Raw genomic sequence first — 18,519 nt, forward strand, 5'->3', positions numbered from 1 at the left:
GAACCTGGGGCCTTCCGAGAGCAGAACGCGTTCGACGAGGCGTGGGCACGCGGGGTCGCGGACGCTACGGACCGGCCGCGGCCGTCCGCCTGTTCGCCGGCCACCGCGTCCGGCTCAGTGCCCACGAAGGCGGTCGGCGAAGGCGGTCGGCGAAGGCGGTCGGCGATGACCCGGACGGACGGTCAGACGCAGCAGTCCGGGTCCAGTCCCCTCGGCAGGCGGTCGCCGGAGAAGACCTGGCAGGTGGCCTCGTGACCGCCGAGCGCGGCGACGGCGAGGAGCAGGGAGCCGGCCGTCCAGGTGGTCAGCTCCCGCGGCCAGATCGCCTTGTCCTCGAAGACGTAGCCCGTCCAGTACAGGCCGCTGTCCGCGTCCCGCAGGTGCTGGATCGACTGCAGGACGGTCAGGGCGTGGTCGGACTCGCCCACCGCCCACAGGGCGAGCGCGAGTTCGGCCGACTCGCCGCCGGTCACCCACGGGTTGGGGACCACACAGCGTACGCCGAGGTCCGGGACCACGAAGCGGTCCCAGCTCTCCGCGATGCGGGACCTGGCCTCCGTGCCGGTCAGCGCGCCGCCCAGCACCGGGTAGTACCAGTCCATCGAGTAGCGGCCCTTGTCCAGGAAGCGCTCCGGGTGGCGTCGGATGGCGTGCCGCAGCGCGCCCGCCGCCAACTCCCAGCCGGGCTGCGGCTCCTCACGCTCCTCGGCGATGGCGAGCGCGCAGCGCAGTGCGTGGTGGACGGAGGAGCTTCCGGTCAGCAGCGCGTCCGTGGTGCCGGTGCCGTCGTCGTCCCGCCGCCAGCCGATCTGGCCGCCCGGCTGCTGGAGGCGCAGCACGAACTCGACCGCCGCGTGTACGACGGGCCACATCCGGTCCAGGAACATGTCGTCGCCGGTGGAGAGGTGATGGTGCAGGACCCCGACGGCGACGTAGGCGACGAAGTTGGTCTCCCTGCCGCGGTCGGTGACATCGGCGAAGTCCCCGTCGGCGTAGGCCGCGTACCAGGAACCGTCGGGGTTCTGGTGGCGGGCCAGCCACTCGTACGCCCGCTCGGCGGCCTCGTGCTCGCCGGCCGCGTCGAGGGCCATCGCCGCCTCCACGTGGTCCCACGGGTCGAGGTGGTGCCCGCGGAACCACGGGATCGCGCCGTCCTTCCGCTGCTCGGCGAGGATGCCGCGGACGGTGGCGGCGGCCTCGTCGTCGGTGAGGACGCCGGGCAGGATCAGGTGTTCCGTGCGGGGCGTGCGAGGACTCCGGGGCGACGTCACGCGGCGTCCACCGACGGGAGGTGCGGCTTGGTCGCGTACGCCACGAAGCTCTTGCCGATCAGCGGGTTCAGCGCCTGCTCGGCGACCCTCGTCGCCAGTGGCTTCTTCATGATGTCCCAGACCAGTAGCTTGTGGTACGCCCGCACCGGCAGCGCCTTGTCGTTGTCGACGCCGAACGCGCACTTCAGCCACCAGTACGGCGAGTGCAGCGCGTGCGCGTGGTGGCTGCCGTAGGGCCTGAGGCCGGCCTCGCGGATACGGGCGAGGAGCTGGTCGGCCTTGTAGATGCGGATGTGGCCGCCCTCGACCTCGTGGTAGGCGTCGGACAGGGTCCAGCAGACCTTCTCGGGGCCGTAGCGCGGCACGGTGACGGCGATGCGTCCGCCCGGCCTGAGGACGCGGACCATCTCCGCGAGGACGCCCTTGTCGTCGTGGATGTGCTCCATCACCTCGGAGATGATGACGACGTCGAAGGACTCGTCCGGGAAGGGCAGGGCCAGCGCGTCGCCCTCCATCGCGGTGGCGGTGGCTCCGGCCGGGGCCTCACCCGCCTCCTTCATCGCCGCGAACCACTTGGCGACCTCACGGATTTCCTCCGCGTTCTGGTCCAGCGCCACGACCTGGGCGCCGCGCCGGTAGCACTCGAACGCGTGCCGGCCGGCGCCGCAGCCGAGGTCCAGGACGCGGTCGCCCGGGGCGAGCGGGAACCGGGAGAAGTCGACGGTCAGCACGTGGCCCTGCTTTCGGGGTAGACACCGGTGTCACTGGTCGCGCTCGCCGGGGTCGCGAGGACGGCCTTCGGGGTGGTCGCGGAGGGGCCGACGGCCTCGCGGTAGCGGGCGGCCGTGCCTTCGGCGGCCCGCGCCCAGGTGAAGTGCCGCAGCACGCGCTCGCGTCCGGCCGCGCCGAGCCGGGCCCGCAGTTCGCGGTCGCCGAGCAGCCGGTTCAGCCCGGCGGCCAGCGCCCCCGCGTCGCCCGGCGGTACGGCGAGGCAGGTCTCCCCGTCGGGTCCGGCGACCTCCGGAACGGCGCCGCCGGTCGTGGCGAGCAGCGCGGTGCCCGTCGCCATGGCCTCGGCGGCCGGCAGCGAGAACCCCTCGTACAGCGACGGCACGCACGCGACCTCGGCCGAACGTACAAGGTCGACCAGTTCGGCGTCCGAGATGCCCTTGACGAACTCGACGGCGCCTTCGAGGCCGTATCGCTCGATCGCCTGGGCGACGGGCCCCTCGGCGGGCCGCTTGCCGACGACGACGAGGTGGGCCCGCGGGTGCTCCGTGCGCGCCTTGGCCAGCGCCTCGACGAGGAAGACCAGGCCCTTGAGCGGCACGTCCGCGCTGGACGTCGTCACGATCCGGCCCGGTACCCGCGGCACCGACGGGTCGGGCGAGAACAGGTCGGTGTCGGCGCCGATGTGGACGACGTGGACGCGGTCGTCCCGTACGCCGAGGTGGTCGACGATCTCCTGGCGGGAGGTGCCGGAGACGGTGAGTACGGAGGGCAGGCGGCGCGCGACCCGCTTCTGCATGCGGGTGAAGGCGTACCAGCGGCGCACGGAGCAGCGGCGCTTCCAGCCTTCGGCGGCGTCCAGTTCGAGCTGCCGGTCGACGGTGATGGGGTGGTGGATGGTGGTGACGAGGGGCGCGCCCACGTCGCCCAGCAGGCCGTAGCCGAGGGTCTGGTTGTCGTGGACGACGTCGAAGTCGCCGCGGCGGGCACGCAGATGACGGCGGGCGCGCAGCGAGAACGTCAGGGGTTCGGGGAAACCGCCGGTCCACATCGTGCCGACCTCCAGCGCGTCGACCCAGTCGCGGTACTCGCCGCGCTTCGGGGTGCGGAAGGGGTCGGGCTGGCGGTAGAGGTCGAGGCTGGGCAGCTCGGTGAGGGACAACCGGTCCGCCAGGCCCTCGTCGAGCACGGGGTACGGCTGGGCGCCGATGACCTCGACCCGGTGGCCGAGGCGGGCCAGTTCGCGTGAGAGGTGGCGGACGTAGACGCCCTGTCCGCCGCAGAACGGGTTCCCCTTGTAGGTGAGGAGTGCGATGCGGAGCGGCCGCAAGCCGTCGGCGGCTGGCTCCGGACGGGGACCCGTCTGACTGGCCTCGGCGGTCACCCTGGGGCCCCCTTCTCACTGCGCTGTCCCGCGACACTATGCCGGGACGTTAATCTAGAACAAGTTTCAGACTTGATCGTTCAGAGGGTCCGAATCTACCGGCAGGTAGGGGTGCTGTGACGAGTGGATCAGGTGATTCACGCCACGGCGCGACACCCTGCCGGGCACTGTGCCGGACCGGAACGTCGGGGGGAAGGTGACCAAGGTGGACAACCCGGCAGCGAACGCGTCCGGCCGGTCACCCCGCCCCGCCGCCCCGCCCCTCACCGAGCGGCAGCGGGAGCGCCGCCGCCGCATCCTGCACGCGACCGCGCGGCTGGCCTGCCGGGGCGGCTTCGAGGCGGTGCAGATGCGCGAGGTCGCGGAGTCGTCGCAGGTCGCCCTGGGCACGCTGTACCGCTACTTCCCGTCCAAGGTCCATCTGCTGGTGGCGACCATGCACGACCAGCTGGAGCAGTTGCACGGCACCCTGCGCAAGAGCCCGCCGGCCGGTGAGACGGCGGCGGACCGGGTGGCGCAGACCCTGATGCGGGCCTTCGGCGCGCTCCAGCGCGAACCCCGGCTGGCCGAGGCCATGGCCCGTGCCCTGACCTTCGCCGACCGCAGCGTCTCCCCGGAGGTCGACCAGGTCTCCCGCCAGACCACGGCGATCATCCTGGACGCGATGGGCGGCCTGGAGAACCCGACCCCCGAGCAGCTCTCCGCGGTCCGCGTCATCGAGCACACCTGGCTCTCGACCTTGATCACCTGGCTCTCCGGCCGCGCCTCCCTCGCCCAGGTGAGGGTGGACATCGGGACGGTGTGCCGGCTGATCGACCTCACGGACGCCGGGGTACGAGTGCAGACGCCCCGGCCCGGTCCCGTCGGCTCCGGGTAAGGTGGCCGCGTCGTCATCACGCCGTACGGGGGGAAGCCGGTGCAATTCCGGCGCTGACCCGCAACCGTGAGCCGTCCGTGGAGCCCCTTCGAGGTCGTCCGCGGACGGTGAGCCGGACTGCCCCGCACGGACGTGACCGGCTCACGTGCCCGGCACCCGCCGGCGCACGGGCACCGTCGAGGCATACGGGGCCGAGCCGCCGGGGGTGCCCCGTGCTGTCCGGTCCCGCACAGGGAAAGGCACCCGCCGCTCATGAACGTCCGCCGTCGTGGCAGCGCCGCGGCCCTCGCCGTCATAGCCGTGCTCGGCGCCGCCGCCGCGCCCGCGGCCGCCGCCGACCCGTCGCCGTCCGCCTCCGCATCCGCTCCGTCCCAGCCGTCCCAGCCGTCCACGCCGTCCACGCCGTCCACGCTGTTCGGCACCACGGACCCCCAGTACGACGGCGTCTGGCGCCAGTCCCTCGCCCTGCTCGCGCAGGACACGGCGGGCGTGCTCCCCTCGTCGGGGGCCGTGGACTGGCTCACCGGGCAACAGTGCGCCAACGGCGCCTTCGCCCCGTACCGCGCCGACACCGCCAAGGCGTGCGACGCGAAGACCATGGTCGACACCAACAGCACGGCGGCCGCCGTCCAGGCGCTGTGGGCCGTCGGCGGACACGGCGATGCCGTCGAGGACGCCCTCGCCTGGCTGAAGTCCGTGCAGAACAAGGACGGCGGCTGGGGCTACTCCCCCGGCGGTGCCAGCGACGCCAACTCCACCTCCGTCGTCATCGGCGCCCTGACCGCCACGGGCACCGACCCCGAGCGGGTCGAGAAGGACGGCAGGTCCCCGTACGACGCCCTACTCGCGTCCGCCCTGTCCTGCGCCGAGGACGGCGGCGCCTTCGGGTACCCGGACCAGGACGGCAAGCTGCTCGCCAACGCGGACGCGACGGCCGCCGGTGTCCTCGGCGCCCTCGGCAAGGGCCTGGTCACCGAGGCCGGCGAGAAGACCGACACCGCCGCCACCTGTGCCGACGCGGACCAGCCCACCCGCGAGCAGGCCGCCGCGAACGGCGCCGCCCACCTCGCCCGGGCCCTCGCCGAGGACGGTCACCTGAAGTCCGCCCTCGGCGGCTCCGCCGACCAGCCCGACTACGGCAACACCGCCGACGCGGTCGTCGCCCTCGCCGCACAGGGCGGCGTGGAGAAGGCCGCCGAGCCGCTGGCGTGGCTGAAGAAGAACGCCGCGAAGTGGGCCGAGCAGAGCGGCCCGGCCGCCTACGCCCAGCTGATCTTCGCCGCCCACGCCACGGGCACCGACCCGCGCGCCTTCGGCGGCACGGACCTGGTGGAGAAGCTGAACGCGACGGGACCGGCTCCGCGAGGTGTGACGGACACCGCCACCATCAGCGCCCAGGACGCTGAGCAGGACGAGAAGAAGGACGACTCCGGCTTCGGCGTCCGGTGGATCGTCGGCGGCTGCCTCGTCGTCGCCATCGCCGTCGCCGTCGGCCTCGTCCTGCGCGCCCGCACCAAGAAGCAGCAGCCGTGACCCGCCGCGCCGTTCTCCTCGTCCTGGCCGCGTTCCTGCTGATCGGGAGCGCGGGCCAGGCGCAGGCCGCCGGTTACCGCTACTGGTCCTTCTGGGACCGCGACGGCGACGGCTGGGTCTACGCCACCCAGGGACCGTCCCTCGCCCGCCCCTCCGACGGCGACGTCCAGGGCTTCCGCTTCGCGGTGAGCGAGAACTCGGGCGACGCGGCCCAGCCGCGCGGTACGGCGGACTTCGCGACGATCTGCGCGAAGACGCCGGCCGAGGACGGCAGCAAGCGCGTCGCCCTGGTCCTCGACTTCGGCACGGCGTCCGACGCGCCGGCCGGCGAGACTCCGCCGGCCCCGCGCACGGCCTGTGCCCAGGTCTCCTCCGACGCCACGACGGCCGACGCCCTGGCCGCCGTGGCGGACCCGCTCCGCTACGACACCAACGCCCTGCTGTGCGGCATCGCCGGGTACCCGAAGTCGGGGTGCGGCGAGCAGGTTTCGCAGAACGAGGGCTCGCAGAACGAGGGCTCGCAGAACGACACGCAGCAGGACTCGGCGGCCACCGCAGCCCCGGACGAGAAGGACGCGTCGGACGACAACGGCCCGTCGGTCGGCCTCTACGCGGGCATCGCCCTCGTCGCAGCCCTGGCCGGAGCGGCGACCTGGCAGGCAAGGCGGCGCAGGAATGCCACCGACTGACCCTGCGGGTAATCGCGCCACGCCGCCCCGGCCCGCGGGCAATCGCTCCGCCCAGGCCCAGCCTGCGGGCAGTCGTGCCGCTGGGGCGGCACGGGTGGGCGCAGGCGGCACCCTGACAGCGCCGGCAGGCGCACCCACCCCCCGCCACCACCAAGGCCCCGCCCTCCACCCCGGCGCCTGGTGGCTCTGGGCGCTGGCCCTGGGCACCGCCGCCACCCGCACCACCAACCCCCTCCTCCTCGCCCTCCTCGTCGCCGTCTCCGCCTACGTCGTCATCGCCCGCCGCCCCCACGCCCCCTGGTCCCGCTCCTACGGCGCCTTCGTCAAGCTCGCCCTCGCCGTCCTCGTCATCCGCCTCCTCTTCACCGCGGTCCTCGGCTCCCCCATCCCCGGCACCCACACCCTCGTCACCCTCCCCGAGGTCCCCCTCCCCGACTGGGCACAGGGCATCCGCCTGGGCGGCCGGGTCACCGCCGAGGGCCTCGCCTTCGCCCTGTACGACGCGATGAAGCTGGCCACCCTCCTCATCTGCGTCGGCGCCGCGAACGCCCTCGCCAACCCCGCCCGCCTCCTCAAATCCCTCCCCGGCGCCCTGTACGAGATGGGCGTGGCGGTCGTCGTCGCCCTCACCTTCGCCCCGAACCTCATCGCCGACGTCCAGCGCCTGCGCGCCGCCCGCCGTCTGCGCGGACGCCCCGACAGCGGCGTACGGGGCCTGCTCCAGGTCGGACTCCCGGTACTGGAAGGCGCCCTGGAGCGCTCCGTCGCCCTCGCCGCCGCGATGGACGCCCGCGGCTACGGCCGTACCGCCCGGGTCCCCGCCCCCGTCCGCCGCACCACCGCCGCCCTCACCCTCGGCGGCCTGCTCGGCGTCTGCGCGGGGACGTACGGGCTGCTGACCGCGGCGGGCGGCACGTACGGCGTCCCCGTCCTGCTGACCGGCGTCGCCGCCGCGCTCGCGGGACTGTGGCTCGGTGGTCGCCGGTCGGTCCGCACCCGGTACCGCCCGGACCGCTGGGACGCCCGCGCCTGGCTGGTCACCGCCTCCGGCGTGGCGGTGGCGGCGCTGATGTTCCTCGCCGCCGCCCGCGACCCGGCGGCGCTGCACCCGGGCGTGGTCCCGCTGGTCGCCCCCAGCCTCCCCCTGTGGCCGGCGGCGGCCGTACTGATCGGCCTGCTCCCGGCGTTCGTCACCCCCGCTCCCGCCCCTCTCTCCGTACCCACCTCCGCCTCCGCCCCCGTCCCCGCCCCCGTCAAGGAGCCGTCGTGATCCGCTTCGAGGATGTCTCCGTGACGTACGACGGAGCGGCCGGACCCACCGTCCGGGGCATCGACTTCGAGGTCCCCGAGGGCGAACTCGTCCTGCTCGCCGGCCCGTCCGGCGTCGGCAAGTCGACCGTGCTCGGCGCGGTCAGCGGCCTCGTGCCGCACTTCACCGGCGGCACGCTGAGCGGCCGGGTCACGGTGGCCGGCCGCGACACCCGCACCCACAAGCCGCGCGAACTCGCCGACGTCGTCGGCACGGTCGGCCAGGACCCGCTCTCCCACTTCGTGACGGACACCGTCGAGGACGAGCTGGCCTACGGCATGGAGTCCCTCGGTCTGGCACCGGACGTGATGCGCCGCCGCGTCGAGGAGACCCTCGACCTGCTGGGCCTTTCCGACCTGCGGTCCCGCCCCATCGCCACGCTCTCCGGCGGCCAGCAGCAGCGGGTCGCGATCGGCTCGGTCCTCACCCCGCACCCGGACGTCCTGGTCCTGGACGAGCCGACCTCCGCCCTCGACCCGGCCGCCGCGGAGGAGGTCCTCGCCGTCCTCCAGCGCCTGGTCCACGACCTCGGCACGACGGTCCTGATGGCCGAGCACCGCCTCGAACGCGTCATCCAGTACGCCGACCAGGTCGTCCTGCTCCCGTCCCCGGGCACTGCACCGCTCCTCGGCCCCCCGGCGGACGTGATGGCCGTGTCCCCGGTGTACCCGCCGGTGGTGGGCCTGGGCAGGCTGGCGGACTGGTCGCCGCTGCCGCTGACCATCCGCGACGCCCGCCGCCGCGCGGCCCCGCTGCGGGACCGGCTGTCCGACCGGGAGATCCCGGACCACACGCCACCGCCCGCCACGCTCCCGCCCCTCCCCCCGCTCCGGCCCGCGCCCGCGTCCCGATGGCGCCGCCGCGGGAAGTCCCCGCAGGCCCCCTCCGACCCCACCCCGTACGCCGCCGAGGTCCGCTCCCTCGCCGTCCGCCGGGACCGGATCCAGGCGCTGCGCCACATCGACCTGACCGTCTCCCCCGGCGAGACAGTCGCCCTGATGGGCCGCAACGGCGCCGGAAAGTCCACCCTCCTGTCCGCCCTCGTCGGCCTGGTCGAACCGTCCGCCGGTTCGGTCCGCGCCGGCGACGCCGTACCGCACCGCACGGCCCCGCGCGACCTCGTACGCCGGGTCGGCCTGGTCCCGCAGGAGCCGCGCGACCTGCTGTACGCCGACACCGTCGCCGCCGAGTGCGCCGCCGCCGACCGGGACGCGGAGGCGTCCCCCGGCACCTGCCGCGCCCTGCTCACCGAGCTGCTCCCCGGCGTCACCGACGACACCCACCCCCGCGACCTCTCCGAGGGCCAGCGGCTCACCCTCGCCCTGTCCGTCGTCCTGACCGCCCGCCCTCCCCTCCTCCTCCTGGACGAGCCGACGCGCGGCCTGGACTACGCGGCGAAGGCCCGGCTGGCCGGCCTCCTGCGCGGCCTGGCCGCCGAGGGCCACGCGATCGTGCTGGCCACGCACGACGTCGAACTCGCCGCCGAGCTGGCCCACCGGGTCGTGCTGCTGGCGGAGGGCGAGGTGATCGCCGACGGTCCGGCGGCGGACGTGGTGATGGCCTCCCCGTCCTTCGCCCCGCAGGTCGCGAAGGTGCTGGCCCCGCGGAAGTGGCTGACCGTCGCGCAGGTGCGGGAGGCGCTGGCATGACCGGCGGCGCCCCTCCCCAGCGTCAGGCCCGCGCCGTCCGGCTCGGTCCCCGTTCCGTTGCCGCCCTGCTCCTGGTCAGCGCGGTGGGCGTGGCAGGCTTCGGCTGGCCCTTCCTGGCCCCGCCGGACGCCTCGCTGAACGCCCACGCGCAGGACGCGCCGTGGCTGTTCGCGGGCCTGCTGGTGCTGCTGGTGGCCGTGGTGGCGGCGACGATCTCGGAGTCGGGGCTCGGCCCCAAGGCCGTGGCGATGCTCGGTGTCCTGGCGGCGGTGGGCGCGGCGCTGCGTCCCATCGGCGCGGGCACCGCGGGCCTGGAACCGATGTTCTTCCTCATGGTCCTCAGCGGCCGGGTCCTGGGCCCGGGCTTCGGCTTCGTCCTCGGCTCGGTCACGATGTTCGCGTCAGCGCTGCTGACGGGCGGGGTGGGCCCGTGGATGCCGTTCCAGATGCTGTCGATGGGCTGGTTCACGATGGGGGCGGGCCTGCTGCCCTTCCCGGACCGCCTGCGCGGTCGCACGGAGCTGTTCATGCTGGCCGCGTACGGCTTCCTGGCGGCCTTCGCCTACGGCACGGTGATGAACCTCCAGGGCTGGACCTTCATGAACACGCTCGCCTCGGACATCGCCTTCGACCCGGACGCGTCGATCCCCGAAAACCTGGCCCGCTTCCTCGCCTACTGCCTGGCCACATCCCTCGGCTGGGACGGGGGCCGCGCCGCCGTGACGGTCGTCCTGACCCTCGCGCTGGGCACCCCGGTCCTGAAGGCCCTGCGCCGCGCCACCCGCCGGGCGGCCTTCGAGGCACCGGTCACCTTCGAGAAGACCGACGAGACCGACCGCTCCGCGTGACGGGGCTCCCCTACGAAGCGGGGCCGTCGCCTTCATGTGTTTCGACGGCGCAGAACGCCGAATCCGAGGTGCAACGGCTGTTACTCGCCGCCGAGAATCCGGAGACCGTGGTGGAGACGGAAGTCCTCGTAGTCCTTCAGGTTGAGAGTGGCCAGCGGCAGGTCGTAGGTGAGAGCGCCCGCGGCAACCCACATGTCGTTGGTGGGACGAGGCCGACCACGCTGTATCCCGGCCGCTGACAGCCGCCCCCAGGTGGTGGCGACGGCTTCGTCCCCCGGGAGAACGGGAATACCGGAAAGCCAGTCGGCCAGTTCCTGGCGGCTGCGTGTGCCCCAGTGACGGATCTCCATCCATTTGGTCAGCTCGCCGTAGGTCACGAATGTGATCAGCGGCTTGCGACCGATGAGACGCGTGGCCAGGGGACCGCTGAGCTTGCGCTTGTGCAGCAGTGAGGCGACGTCGGTGTCGAGGATGACGGGTTGCATCCGGGCGGCCTCAGGCGGCGTCGCGGTGACGCTCGGCATGAGTGAAGGCGAGGAACTGCTCCAGCTCCTCGTCCGACTCGAACGTGTCGGCGGCGAGATCACCCAGAGAGCGAATCGGCTGCGTGTTCTTTGCCGCCAGCAGTTCCTCGACGGACAGACGTGGCCTCGGCTCGGGAGAGCTGAAGCCGCCGGGCTCGGGCGTGCTCATCGGGACCTCCAGCAAAAGCACCTACCGGATCTCCGGCCAGCATACGGGCGTACCCGCCTGCTGACATCAGGCTTCGCCGCCACGGATGAACCCTCGAACACGCGTGCCGCAAGATCGTCCGCAGGGCGTGCCCGCCCGCACGGGCGTACGCCGGTCCGATCCTGTCCGGTCCGCCGCCAATCGACGCGTCCGGAGGCTCGGAACCCGAACCGCAGTTCCCGGCGCGTGCGTAGACGATCACCCGCGCGCCCCGCACCCGTACGCGCTCGCAGGGACGGAAGTGGCTCGCCAGGGCCCGCCGCTTGACCGCCTCCTCCACGACAGTGTCGAGCGGCTGACCGGGAAGATCGGTCAGCGCGACGATGCGGTCGTGGGCCAGGATGTTCTGCCGGATCATCTCCGCGGGCAGCTCGACCCCCTGCAGGGTTCCCGACGCGGCGGGGGACTCGGCAAGGGCCAGGTCTTCCAAGCGCCCGTACACAGACGGGTACGACAGGAGCCACTCACGTCGCCGAGCGGGCATGAAGAGCAGTCCGTCGTCCGGGCCGGCGACCCGCCCGACGGCTTGGGCGACGGCGACGACGTCATCCTTCCGGCTCTCCGGCGATCGCACCAGCATGGACCAGGGCACGAGAACCAGGAGCACCACCACGGCGGAGACGAGGACGATCAGCATCCGAGCGACGGGGGCGAGTCCGTCCCGCAACCCTGCCAAGCGGTCCAGTGCCGCCCCCGCCAGCAGGGCCAGTCCCACCATCCCGTACAGAACGTAACGCTCCACGTACCAGGGTCTGACAAGAGAGAACGTCATCAGCACACCCGCCGGGGCAACCAGCATCGGCAGTGCCAGGCAAGCCAGGAGCGTTCCCCGATCACCCCCTCGGACGGTCATTCGAGCAGCCCCCCGCACGAGGAACCGACTGAGCAGGACACCCGCGCTCGACGTCGCCAGGAAGCGCAGCCATGCTGCCAGCCCCGGACGTCCGAGCCAGCCGAGCTGCTGATCCGCCTGTCCGGCGCTCACCACGGCCAGTGGCAACACGGTCACCAGGACCACGGCCGACACGATGCCCCAGCGACGCCACACCCGGCTGGGAACTCGCACCAGCCACAAGGTCAGCCCATGGGCCACCAGGACCAGTACGGCGAACTCGTGCAGCCAGCACGCGAGGCCGAGCGTCAGGGCGTACGCCGCCCACCCTCTGCCACCACCCGCGGTCACACCACGCAGAAAGAAGTACGTGGCCCATACGACGGCCGCCGAAACCAGCGCGTAGGAACGCCCCTCCTGCGCGTAGTGCTGTGTCACCGGCAGCGCTACGAACACGAGTCCAGCGAAGGCACCGGCACGGCGTCCGGCAAGCCCCGCACCGATCGCTCCCACTCCGGCCGCCGCCACCGCTGTCGCCAGGACCGACGGCAGTCGCAAGGCGGCCGGACCGCCGTCCCACAGAGCGAACACGACGTGCATGAGAACGTAGTAGAGGCCGTGCACGGCGTCGATCGTGCCCAGCAGATCCCACAGGTCGCCCAGCGAGCGGTGCGCCACCTGATAGGTGACCGACTCGTCGCGCCACATGCTGTTCTGCCGGTCGATTCCCCACCACCCCGAGCCGAGCGCGACCACCGCGGGCAGTAGTACCGGCACCGCCGCCCCTCGGCGGCCTCCGCACCCCCATGAAACCTGCGGCCGACGGGCCGGTTCAGCATCCTCGTCGGCATGGGCCTGTGCACGGGTCGACTGCGCAATGATGGTCTGCTCCCTGAGAAGTAGTGAATCCGCAGGCGTGGACAGCGGTCAACGCCTCGGATCGAGGGGGCGGGTGGAACCCCTGTGACCAGCAGTCAAATAGCCGGAGGATTGTTGGTCAGCCGCCGCGCAGCCGCCTACCAATCACGTTCCGCATACGGTGAGGACCGGACTGGGAAGCCGAAACGCGAAGGGGGATCAGGTCCGTGGGACGCTCCGAGAAGCCGCTGGATCCGACGGCGGGCCCGGTGCAGCGGTTCGCTCACGATCTACGGGCGCTGCGCAGGGCTGCCAAAAGCCCCACCTACCGGGACATGGCCCGCCGCACCGGCTACTCCGCCCCCACCCTGTCCAGTGCGGCGGCAGGTGAACGGCCGCCGTCCCTGCCGGTCACCCTCGCCTATGTCGCGGCGTGCGGAGGCCACCCGGACGAATGGGAGCGCCGCTGGCGCGAACTGACCGAGCACGTCCCCTCCGGCCCGACACCGTCCCCGGACGATCCCGCGCCCTACCGTGGGCTGGCCCGGTTCGAAACCGCGGACGACGGTCTCTTCTTCGGCCGGGACCACCTCGTCGGCGACTTGCTGGAGATGACTCGCAAGCACCCGTTCGTCGCACTCGTCGGGCCTTCCGGCAGTGGCAAGTCCTCACTGCTGCGCGCCGGTCTGGTACCGGCGTTGCGCCGGCTTCCGGAAGACGACGGCCGGCCTGCCACCATCCGCATCTGCACACCGGGTGAGACCCCCCTCACCACGCATGGCGGGCTTCTGTCCCCGGTGGAGGGCGCCGCGCCGACGGTACTGCTCGTCGACCAGTTCGAAGAAGTCTTCACGCTCTGCCGCGACCCCTCGGAACGCTCCGGGTTCCTCCAGGGTCTCCTGCGCTCCCGCCCGGTCCCCGGCGAGGGCGGCCTACGGGTGGTCGTCACGGTCCGCGCCGACTTCTACGGCCACTGCGCCGACCACCCCGAGCTCGTCGAGGCGCTCAACACGGCGACCCAACTGGTCGGCTCCATGTCTCCGGAGCAGGTCAGGGAGACGATCGTGAAACCGGCCACATCCTCACGCCTGGTCGTGGAAAAAGCCCTTACATCCCAGATCATCGCCGACATGGCTCAGGAGCCCGGTGCCCTGCCCTTGATGTCGCATACCCTGCTGGAGCTCTGGCACCGCCGCCGGGCACGTACGCTGACGCTTCAGGCCTACCGCGCGATCGGCGGTATCCAGGGGGCCGTCGCGCACACCGCCGAAGAGCTGTTCCGTGACATGTCCGAGGCACAGGCCGGGCTCGCCCGCATGATGCTCCTGCGGTTGATCACTCCCGGAGACGGCGCACCGGACACCCGGCGGCCCGTCGACCGGGACGAGCTGGCCCGGTCCCCGGAGGCCGAGGCGGTATTGGAAAGGCTTGTCCGGGCACGGTTGGTCACGGCGGACGACGCCACCATGAACCTGAGTCACGAAGCACTGATCACGGCATGGCCCCGGCTGCACACCTGGGTGGATGCCGATCGCGAACGTCTGCGCCTACAGCGGCGGCTGACGGAGGCAGCCAGAGAATGGGCTCAACTGGACCGGGACTCCGACGCCTTGTACCGGGGTACGCGTCTGGTGGCCGCCCGCGACGCCTTCATCAGGACAGACGGCTCGACCGATGACCTGACGCCCCTGGAGCGGGAGTTCCTCAGGGAGAGCCTCCGCAGGGGGCGCTACACCCGACCTTTCGTGGCTGTGTCGCGGCGATTCGTCCGAAGCCGGTGGTGGCTCGTCTTCCGGCTGGCCACGGCGTGCTCCATGGTGCTCTGGACCGTCTGGTTCCTCAACCGCGAACACCCGTGACCGGGGGTTGGCAGTCTCTCGTCGGCGCTCGTCGATCAGCACAGGAGACGGGAGGCTCAGCCGGAGCCCGTCCGGAACCGGCGCCGGTACTCGGTCGGTGTCGTGTCGAGGCGGCGGCGGAAGGCCCGGACCAGGGTGTCGACGGTGCCGAAGCCGCAGGCGGAGGCGACCCTCTCCAAGGTCGCGTCGGTGGATTCGAGCTGCTGGCGCGCCACCTCCACGCGGGCCGACTCCACGTAGGCGTACGGGGTCGTGCCGAGTTCGGTCTTGAAGATCCGGGTGAGCTGCCGGTCGCTGACGTGCGCGTGTGCGGCGAGGTCGGCGACGGTGAGCGGTTCGGCGATGTTGCGCATGACGTGGTGGCGCAGTTCCTCGACGCGCCGGGTCGTGGAGACCTGCTCCAGCGGAACACTGAACTGACTCTGCCCGCTCGGCCGCTTCAAGTACATCACGAGCTGCCGGGCCACCCGCAGCGCCACCGCCTCGCCGAGGTCGTCGGCGACGAGGGCGAGGGAGAGGTCGAGGCAGGAGCTGATGCCCGCGCCGGTCCACACGTCGCCTTCCCGGATGAAGATCGGGTCGGCGTCCACCTCGACGGCCGGGTGGTCGTCGGCGAGCTGCCGCGCGGTCGACCAGTGGGTGGTGACGCGCTTGCCGTCCAGCAGCCCGGCGGCCGCCAGCACGTGCGCGCCGACGCAGACGGACGTGACCCGCCGGGTCCGGCCGGCGAGCTGCCTCACCCGCTCCACCACGACGGGGTCGGTGAGCGCGCGGACACGGCGCCGGCCGTCGATCTCGACCGCGCCGGGCACGATCAGGGTGTCGACGCTCCGGGCGGACAGGTCGTCGAAGGTGACGTCCGGGAGGACCCGGACCCCGGCGCCGGTGGTGACCGGGTCCATGGTCTCGGCGGCGAGGACCACCTCGTAGCCCGCCGCCTCGGCCGTCTCGCGCCGGGCGAGGGCGAACACCTCCGGCGGTCCGGTGACGTCGAGCAGGTCGACGCCCTCGAAGAGGACGACGACGATCAGCCGGCTCACAGGGTTCATGATCCCTCCCAGCTTCCATGTCGGTATCTGCAGGTTAGACGACATTGCCGACATCAGAGGAGAGCCGTAGCGTCGTAGGAGCGGGCCACCAGCCGCACCCTCCATCCGACGAAGATCAGGGAGTCCCCCATGCCCAGGACCACGCTGCGCCGCCTCAACGGACTCGACGACACCCCCGCCGAGCTCGCCGACTCCACCCTGGTGCTCGTCGACTACCAGAACACCTACACGACCGGCGTGATGGAACTCGACGGCTGGCAGGACGCCCTCGACGCCGGCGCCCGACTGCTGGCCCGCGCCCGCCAGGAAGGCGCCAAGGTCATCCACGTCGTCCACGACGGCGGCGAGGGCACCCCCTACGACAGCCGCGCCGAGATCGGACAGATCCACCCGAGCGTCGCCCCGGTCGACGGCGAACCCGTCGTCGTCAAGAAGGCGCCCGACTCGTTCTTCGGCACGGACCTGGGCGAGCACGTCGACGCGGCCGGCAACAGCGACCTCGTCGTCGTCGGCTTCATGACGCACATGTGCGTGACCTTCACCGCCCAGGGCGCCTTCCTGCGCGGCAACCGCCCCACGGTCGTCGCCGACGCCTGCGCCACCCGCGCCCTGCCGGTCGCCGGCACCGAAGTGGACGCCCACCAGGTGCACCACAGCGCCCTCGCCACCATCACCGACATGTACGGCGTCGTCGTTCCGTCACAGGAGTCCCTGGGCTAGGACGGAGCAGCACCCCCGCACTCGAACCACACGGTCTTGCCGTCCCCGGGGCCAGGACCCACGCCCCACTTGTCGACGACCGCGTCCAGCAGCACCAGCCCCCGGCCGCTCTCCGAGTCGTCACTCACCCGCCCGGCCGCGACGGGGAGCCGGGGGCTGCCGTCCGCCACCTCCACCCGGACACCACCGCCGTCCGCCCGCCGCAGCAACACCAGCGTGCAGCGGCGGTCCGGGACATGCCGTACGACGTTGGCCAGCAGCTCGGTCACGCCGAGCTCCACGCCGTCGGCCAGCTCGTCGAGATCCCATTCGCCCAGATACGAGCGGACGATGCGCCTGACGTGCCCGGCCGAGTGGGCGCCCACCGTGAAGCTCATCCGGTACTGGTTCGCGCAGTGGCCCACGAGGACCGAGGGAAAGTATTCGTTCACGACACGAGCCTGACGTCGGACGACTACCGTGGGCTACCGAACGGATACAACCGGTCCCGTGGTGGACCGAGTTGGTGCGAGAGGGGCTCTCCTCATGACCCACATCAACGTCCTCGACCCGGGCGCTTCACCGCTCGACTACTACGGCTTCGAGCTGCGGCGCCATCGGGAGGCGGCCGGGCTGACGCAGCGGCAGCTCGGCGACATCGTCAACTACACCGGCTCACTGGTCGGTCAGATCGAGACGGCACGCAAGGTGCCGACACCGGAGTTCAGCGAGCGTGTCGACGCGGCGCTGGGGACGGGCGGGCTACTGTCCCGGCTGGTCGACCTGGTGATGCGCAGCCAGCAACCGGCGTGGTTCCAACAGGTGGCCGAGTTGGAGGTGCGCGCGGTCGAGATCTGCACCTTCCAGACGCACATGATCCACGGCCTGCTCCAGACCGACGCCTACGTACGGGCCGTACTCGGCACGCTCGACCCGACCGACCTCGACGACCGCACCGCCGTACGGCTCGCCCGCCAGCGCATCTTCGAGAAGAAGGAACCACCGGTCTTCTGGACGGTCCTCAGCGAGGCCGCGCTGCGCCAGGAGATCGGCGGCCGGACGACCATGCGCGGCCAACTGACCCACCTCCTGTCCTTCCAGGACAACCCCCGGATCAACGTCCAGGTGCTGCCGTTCTCGGCGGGCGCGCACGCGGGGCTTCAAGGCTCATTCAACCTCTATCGCTTCGCGCGGGACCCCGCCATCGTCTACACGGAGGGGTACGGCACCGGTCATCCGACCGCCAACCCGGAGAGCGTCAAGGACTGTTCACTCCGTTACGATCATCTCCGGGCCGCCGCGCTCTCCCTCAAGGACTCGGCGGAGCTGATCCGCCGGGTGATGGAGGAACGCTATGGGGAGCAAGGCGATGCCGACGAGGAACCAGTGGCGTAAGTCCAGCTACAGCGGCGACCAGGGCGGCGACTGCGTGGAGTGCGCGCCGCTCGGCCGGCTGACCTGGCGCACGTCGTCCTACAGCGGCGACCAGGGCGGCGAGTGCGTCGAGGTCGCCGAGCTGCCCCGGCACGCCACCGTCGCCGTCCGCGACTCCAAGAACCCGGCGGGACCGGCCCTCACCCTGGCCCCCGCCGCCTTCACCGCCTTCACCACCTGGGCCTCCACGACCGCCGAGTGATCGCGTCCGGCTCCGGAGACGAGCCCTACGCCGAGCACGACGGGGCGGTACTGCTCCTGCTGCTCCTGGCCGGCCTCGTGGCCGTGCTCTGGCTCACCCTTCGTGGGATCACGGGCCTGGTGCGCGCGAGGAGGACCGGCCCGGGCGGGCAGGTGTTCCTCGCACCGGCGGCCGTACTGGCGTGGGGCGCGACGGTCGGCATGTACACCTGGGGCCTCCTGCACCTGTTCTTCTTCGACGACCACGTCCAGGCCCAGGCGTGCCACCGGGTCCTGGGCGGCGGCGAAGTCAGCGGTTACGTACCGACGTTCCTCCCGCTGCACTTCGGCTGCCGGGCCGGGGACGGGCGGGTGGTCGAGGCCGTCATCCCGTCGTACGTCAATCCGGCGACCGCCCTGCTCGGGATCGGCGCTGTCGCCCTGACCGGGTTCGCCGTCACTCGCCGGACGCGGGAGGCCGTGCCCGGATGACCCGGTGCCCCGGCGACTCTGTGACCCGGTGGCTCTGTGACCCGGCGACCTGCGACCCGGACCGGGTCGAGTGAACGTTTCTGTTCGAATTATCG

At 72.3% G+C, this 18,519-nt stretch carries 18 protein-coding genes; 11 read left to right on the top strand and 7 right to left on the bottom strand.

From position 1 onward, the window contains the following. Positions 1 to 182 precede the first annotated feature (182 nt). From ABEA26_RS11270 to ABEA26_RS11280, 3 genes are read right to left on the bottom strand one after another with little or no spacing between them, the layout of a single operon-like run. Positions 183 to 1,271, bottom strand: coding sequence for a prenyltransferase/squalene oxidase repeat-containing protein (locus ABEA26_RS11270; RefSeq protein ID WP_345591551.1), 1,089 nt, complete (start codon positions 1,269 to 1,271; stop codon positions 183 to 185). Next, positions 1,268 to 2,002 (bottom strand): class I SAM-dependent methyltransferase, encoded by a 735-nt coding sequence (locus tag ABEA26_RS11275; protein ID WP_345591553.1) that lies wholly within the window; start codon positions 2,000 to 2,002, stop codon positions 1,268 to 1,270. Before ABEA26_RS11275 ends, ABEA26_RS11270 begins: the two co-directional genes overlap by 4 nt. Next, on the bottom strand, positions 1,996 to 3,384 hold the full coding sequence (locus ABEA26_RS11280) for a glycosyltransferase family 4 protein (RefSeq protein WP_345591555.1): 1,389 nt from the start codon (positions 3,382 to 3,384) through the stop codon (positions 1,996 to 1,998). Before ABEA26_RS11280 ends, ABEA26_RS11275 begins: the two co-directional genes overlap by 7 nt. A gap of 205 nt (positions 3,385 to 3,589) precedes the next feature. On the opposite strand from ABEA26_RS11280, the gene ABEA26_RS11285 reads away from it, so the two are divergent. The 6 genes from ABEA26_RS11285 to ABEA26_RS11310 all read left to right on the top strand — a co-directional run bounded on the left by ABEA26_RS11285 (position 3,590) and on the right by ABEA26_RS11310 (position 10,289). After that, positions 3,590 to 4,261: a TetR family transcriptional regulator gene (locus ABEA26_RS11285; RefSeq protein WP_425587817.1), complete on the top strand. Its 672-nt coding sequence runs from the start codon at positions 3,590 to 3,592 to the stop codon at positions 4,259 to 4,261. 252 nt (positions 4,262 to 4,513) lie between these two features. Next, positions 4,514 to 5,794, top strand: a complete 1,281-nt coding sequence (locus ABEA26_RS11290; RefSeq protein ID WP_345591559.1) for an SCO2321 family membrane protein — start codon at positions 4,514 to 4,516, stop codon at positions 5,792 to 5,794. Beyond that, positions 5,791 to 6,483, top strand: a complete 693-nt coding sequence (locus ABEA26_RS11295) for an SCO2322 family protein (RefSeq protein WP_345591561.1) — start codon at positions 5,791 to 5,793, stop codon at positions 6,481 to 6,483. The genes ABEA26_RS11290 and ABEA26_RS11295 overlap by 4 nt, the downstream gene beginning before the upstream one ends. 94 nt (positions 6,484 to 6,577) lie before the next feature. Then, positions 6,578 to 7,753, top strand: a complete 1,176-nt coding sequence (locus tag ABEA26_RS11300; protein ID WP_345591563.1) for an energy-coupling factor transporter transmembrane component T — start codon at positions 6,578 to 6,580, stop codon at positions 7,751 to 7,753. Next, the gene (locus ABEA26_RS11305) at positions 7,750 to 9,441 is read left to right on the top strand and encodes an ABC transporter ATP-binding protein (RefSeq protein ID WP_345591565.1); all 1,692 of its coding nucleotides are present in this window, start codon (positions 7,750 to 7,752) and stop codon (positions 9,439 to 9,441) included. The genes ABEA26_RS11300 and ABEA26_RS11305 overlap by 4 nt, the downstream gene beginning before the upstream one ends. After that, positions 9,438 to 10,289, top strand: a complete 852-nt coding sequence (locus ABEA26_RS11310; RefSeq protein ID WP_345591567.1) for an ECF transporter S component — start codon at positions 9,438 to 9,440, stop codon at positions 10,287 to 10,289. The genes ABEA26_RS11305 and ABEA26_RS11310 overlap by 4 nt, the downstream gene beginning before the upstream one ends. Positions 10,290 to 10,369: 80 nt before the next feature. Here ABEA26_RS11310 and ABEA26_RS11315 read toward each other — a convergent pair whose 3' ends face one another. Beyond that, positions 10,370 to 10,813 carry a type II toxin-antitoxin system VapC family toxin gene (locus ABEA26_RS11315; RefSeq protein ID WP_345591568.1) on the bottom strand — a complete coding sequence of 148 codons (444 nt, stop codon included), beginning with the start codon at positions 10,811 to 10,813 and terminating at the stop codon, positions 10,370 to 10,372. 59 nt (positions 10,814 to 10,872) lie between these two features. Beyond that, positions 10,873 to 12,630, bottom strand: a complete 1,758-nt coding sequence (locus ABEA26_RS11320; protein WP_345591569.1) for a glycosyltransferase family 39 protein — start codon at positions 12,628 to 12,630, stop codon at positions 10,873 to 10,875. 308 nt (positions 12,631 to 12,938) lie between these two features. Here ABEA26_RS11320 and ABEA26_RS11325 point away from each other — a divergent pair, with 308 nt between their 5' ends. Then, positions 12,939 to 14,570 (top strand): nSTAND1 domain-containing NTPase, encoded by a 1,632-nt coding sequence (locus tag ABEA26_RS11325; RefSeq protein WP_345591571.1) that lies wholly within the window; start codon positions 12,939 to 12,941, stop codon positions 14,568 to 14,570. A gap of 56 nt (positions 14,571 to 14,626) precedes the next feature. Here ABEA26_RS11325 and ABEA26_RS11330 read toward each other — a convergent pair whose 3' ends face one another. Beyond that, on the bottom strand, positions 14,627 to 15,619 hold the full coding sequence (locus ABEA26_RS11330; protein WP_345591573.1) for a GlxA family transcriptional regulator: 993 nt from the start codon (positions 15,617 to 15,619) through the stop codon (positions 14,627 to 14,629). Between the two features lie 129 nt (positions 15,620 to 15,748). Here ABEA26_RS11330 and ABEA26_RS11335 point away from each other — a divergent pair, with 129 nt between their 5' ends. Continuing rightward, positions 15,749 to 16,339, top strand: coding sequence for a cysteine hydrolase family protein (locus ABEA26_RS11335; protein ID WP_345591575.1), 591 nt, complete (start codon positions 15,749 to 15,751; stop codon positions 16,337 to 16,339). Here ABEA26_RS11335 and ABEA26_RS11340 read toward each other — a convergent pair. After that, on the bottom strand, positions 16,336 to 16,770 hold the full coding sequence (locus ABEA26_RS11340; protein ID WP_345591576.1) for an ATP-binding protein: 435 nt from the start codon (positions 16,768 to 16,770) through the stop codon (positions 16,336 to 16,338). The genes ABEA26_RS11335 and ABEA26_RS11340 overlap by 4 nt on opposite strands. A 94-nt stretch (positions 16,771 to 16,864) precedes the next feature. On the opposite strand from ABEA26_RS11340, the gene ABEA26_RS11345 reads away from it, so the two are divergent. Genes ABEA26_RS11345 through ABEA26_RS11355 form a run of 3 tightly spaced genes read left to right on the top strand, consistent with a single transcriptional unit; the run spans position 16,865 to position 18,424 of the window. Further along, on the top strand, positions 16,865 to 17,713 hold the full coding sequence (locus ABEA26_RS11345) for a helix-turn-helix domain-containing protein (RefSeq protein WP_345591578.1): 849 nt from the start codon (positions 16,865 to 16,867) through the stop codon (positions 17,711 to 17,713). Next, the gene (locus tag ABEA26_RS11350) at positions 17,688 to 17,954 is read left to right on the top strand and encodes a DUF397 domain-containing protein (RefSeq protein ID WP_345591580.1); all 267 of its coding nucleotides are present in this window, start codon (positions 17,688 to 17,690) and stop codon (positions 17,952 to 17,954) included. The genes ABEA26_RS11345 and ABEA26_RS11350 overlap by 26 nt, the downstream gene beginning before the upstream one ends. Then, on the top strand, positions 17,951 to 18,424 hold the full coding sequence (locus ABEA26_RS11355) for a hypothetical protein (protein ID WP_345591582.1): 474 nt from the start codon (positions 17,951 to 17,953) through the stop codon (positions 18,422 to 18,424). Before ABEA26_RS11350 ends, ABEA26_RS11355 begins: the two co-directional genes overlap by 4 nt. Positions 18,425 to 18,519 lie beyond the last annotated feature (95 nt).

Origin of the sequence: Streptomyces marokkonensis, from assembly GCF_039539045.1 — a bacterium.
Classification (GTDB): domain Bacteria; phylum Actinomycetota; class Actinomycetes; order Streptomycetales; family Streptomycetaceae; genus Streptomyces; species Streptomyces marokkonensis.

Coding starts and splice junctions, on each gene's coding strand:
- ABEA26_RS11310 (WP_345591567.1), top strand. CDS start 9,438: ATGACCGGCGGCGCCCCTCCCCAGCGTCAGGCCCGCGCCGTCCGGCTC.
- ABEA26_RS11350 (WP_345591580.1), top strand. CDS start 17,688: ATGCCGACGAGGAACCAGTGGCGTAAGTCCAGCTACAGCGGCGACCAG.
- ABEA26_RS11290 (WP_345591559.1), top strand. CDS start 4,514: ATGAACGTCCGCCGTCGTGGCAGCGCCGCGGCCCTCGCCGTCATAGCC.
- ABEA26_RS11345 (WP_345591578.1), top strand. CDS start 16,865: ATGACCCACATCAACGTCCTCGACCCGGGCGCTTCACCGCTCGACTAC.
- ABEA26_RS11335 (WP_345591575.1), top strand. CDS start 15,749: ATGCCCAGGACCACGCTGCGCCGCCTCAACGGACTCGACGACACCCCC.
- ABEA26_RS11330 (WP_345591573.1), bottom strand. CDS start 15,619: ATGAACCCTGTGAGCCGGCTGATCGTCGTCGTCCTCTTCGAGGGCGTC.
- ABEA26_RS11315 (WP_345591568.1), bottom strand. CDS start 10,813: ATGCCGAGCGTCACCGCGACGCCGCCTGAGGCCGCCCGGATGCAACCC.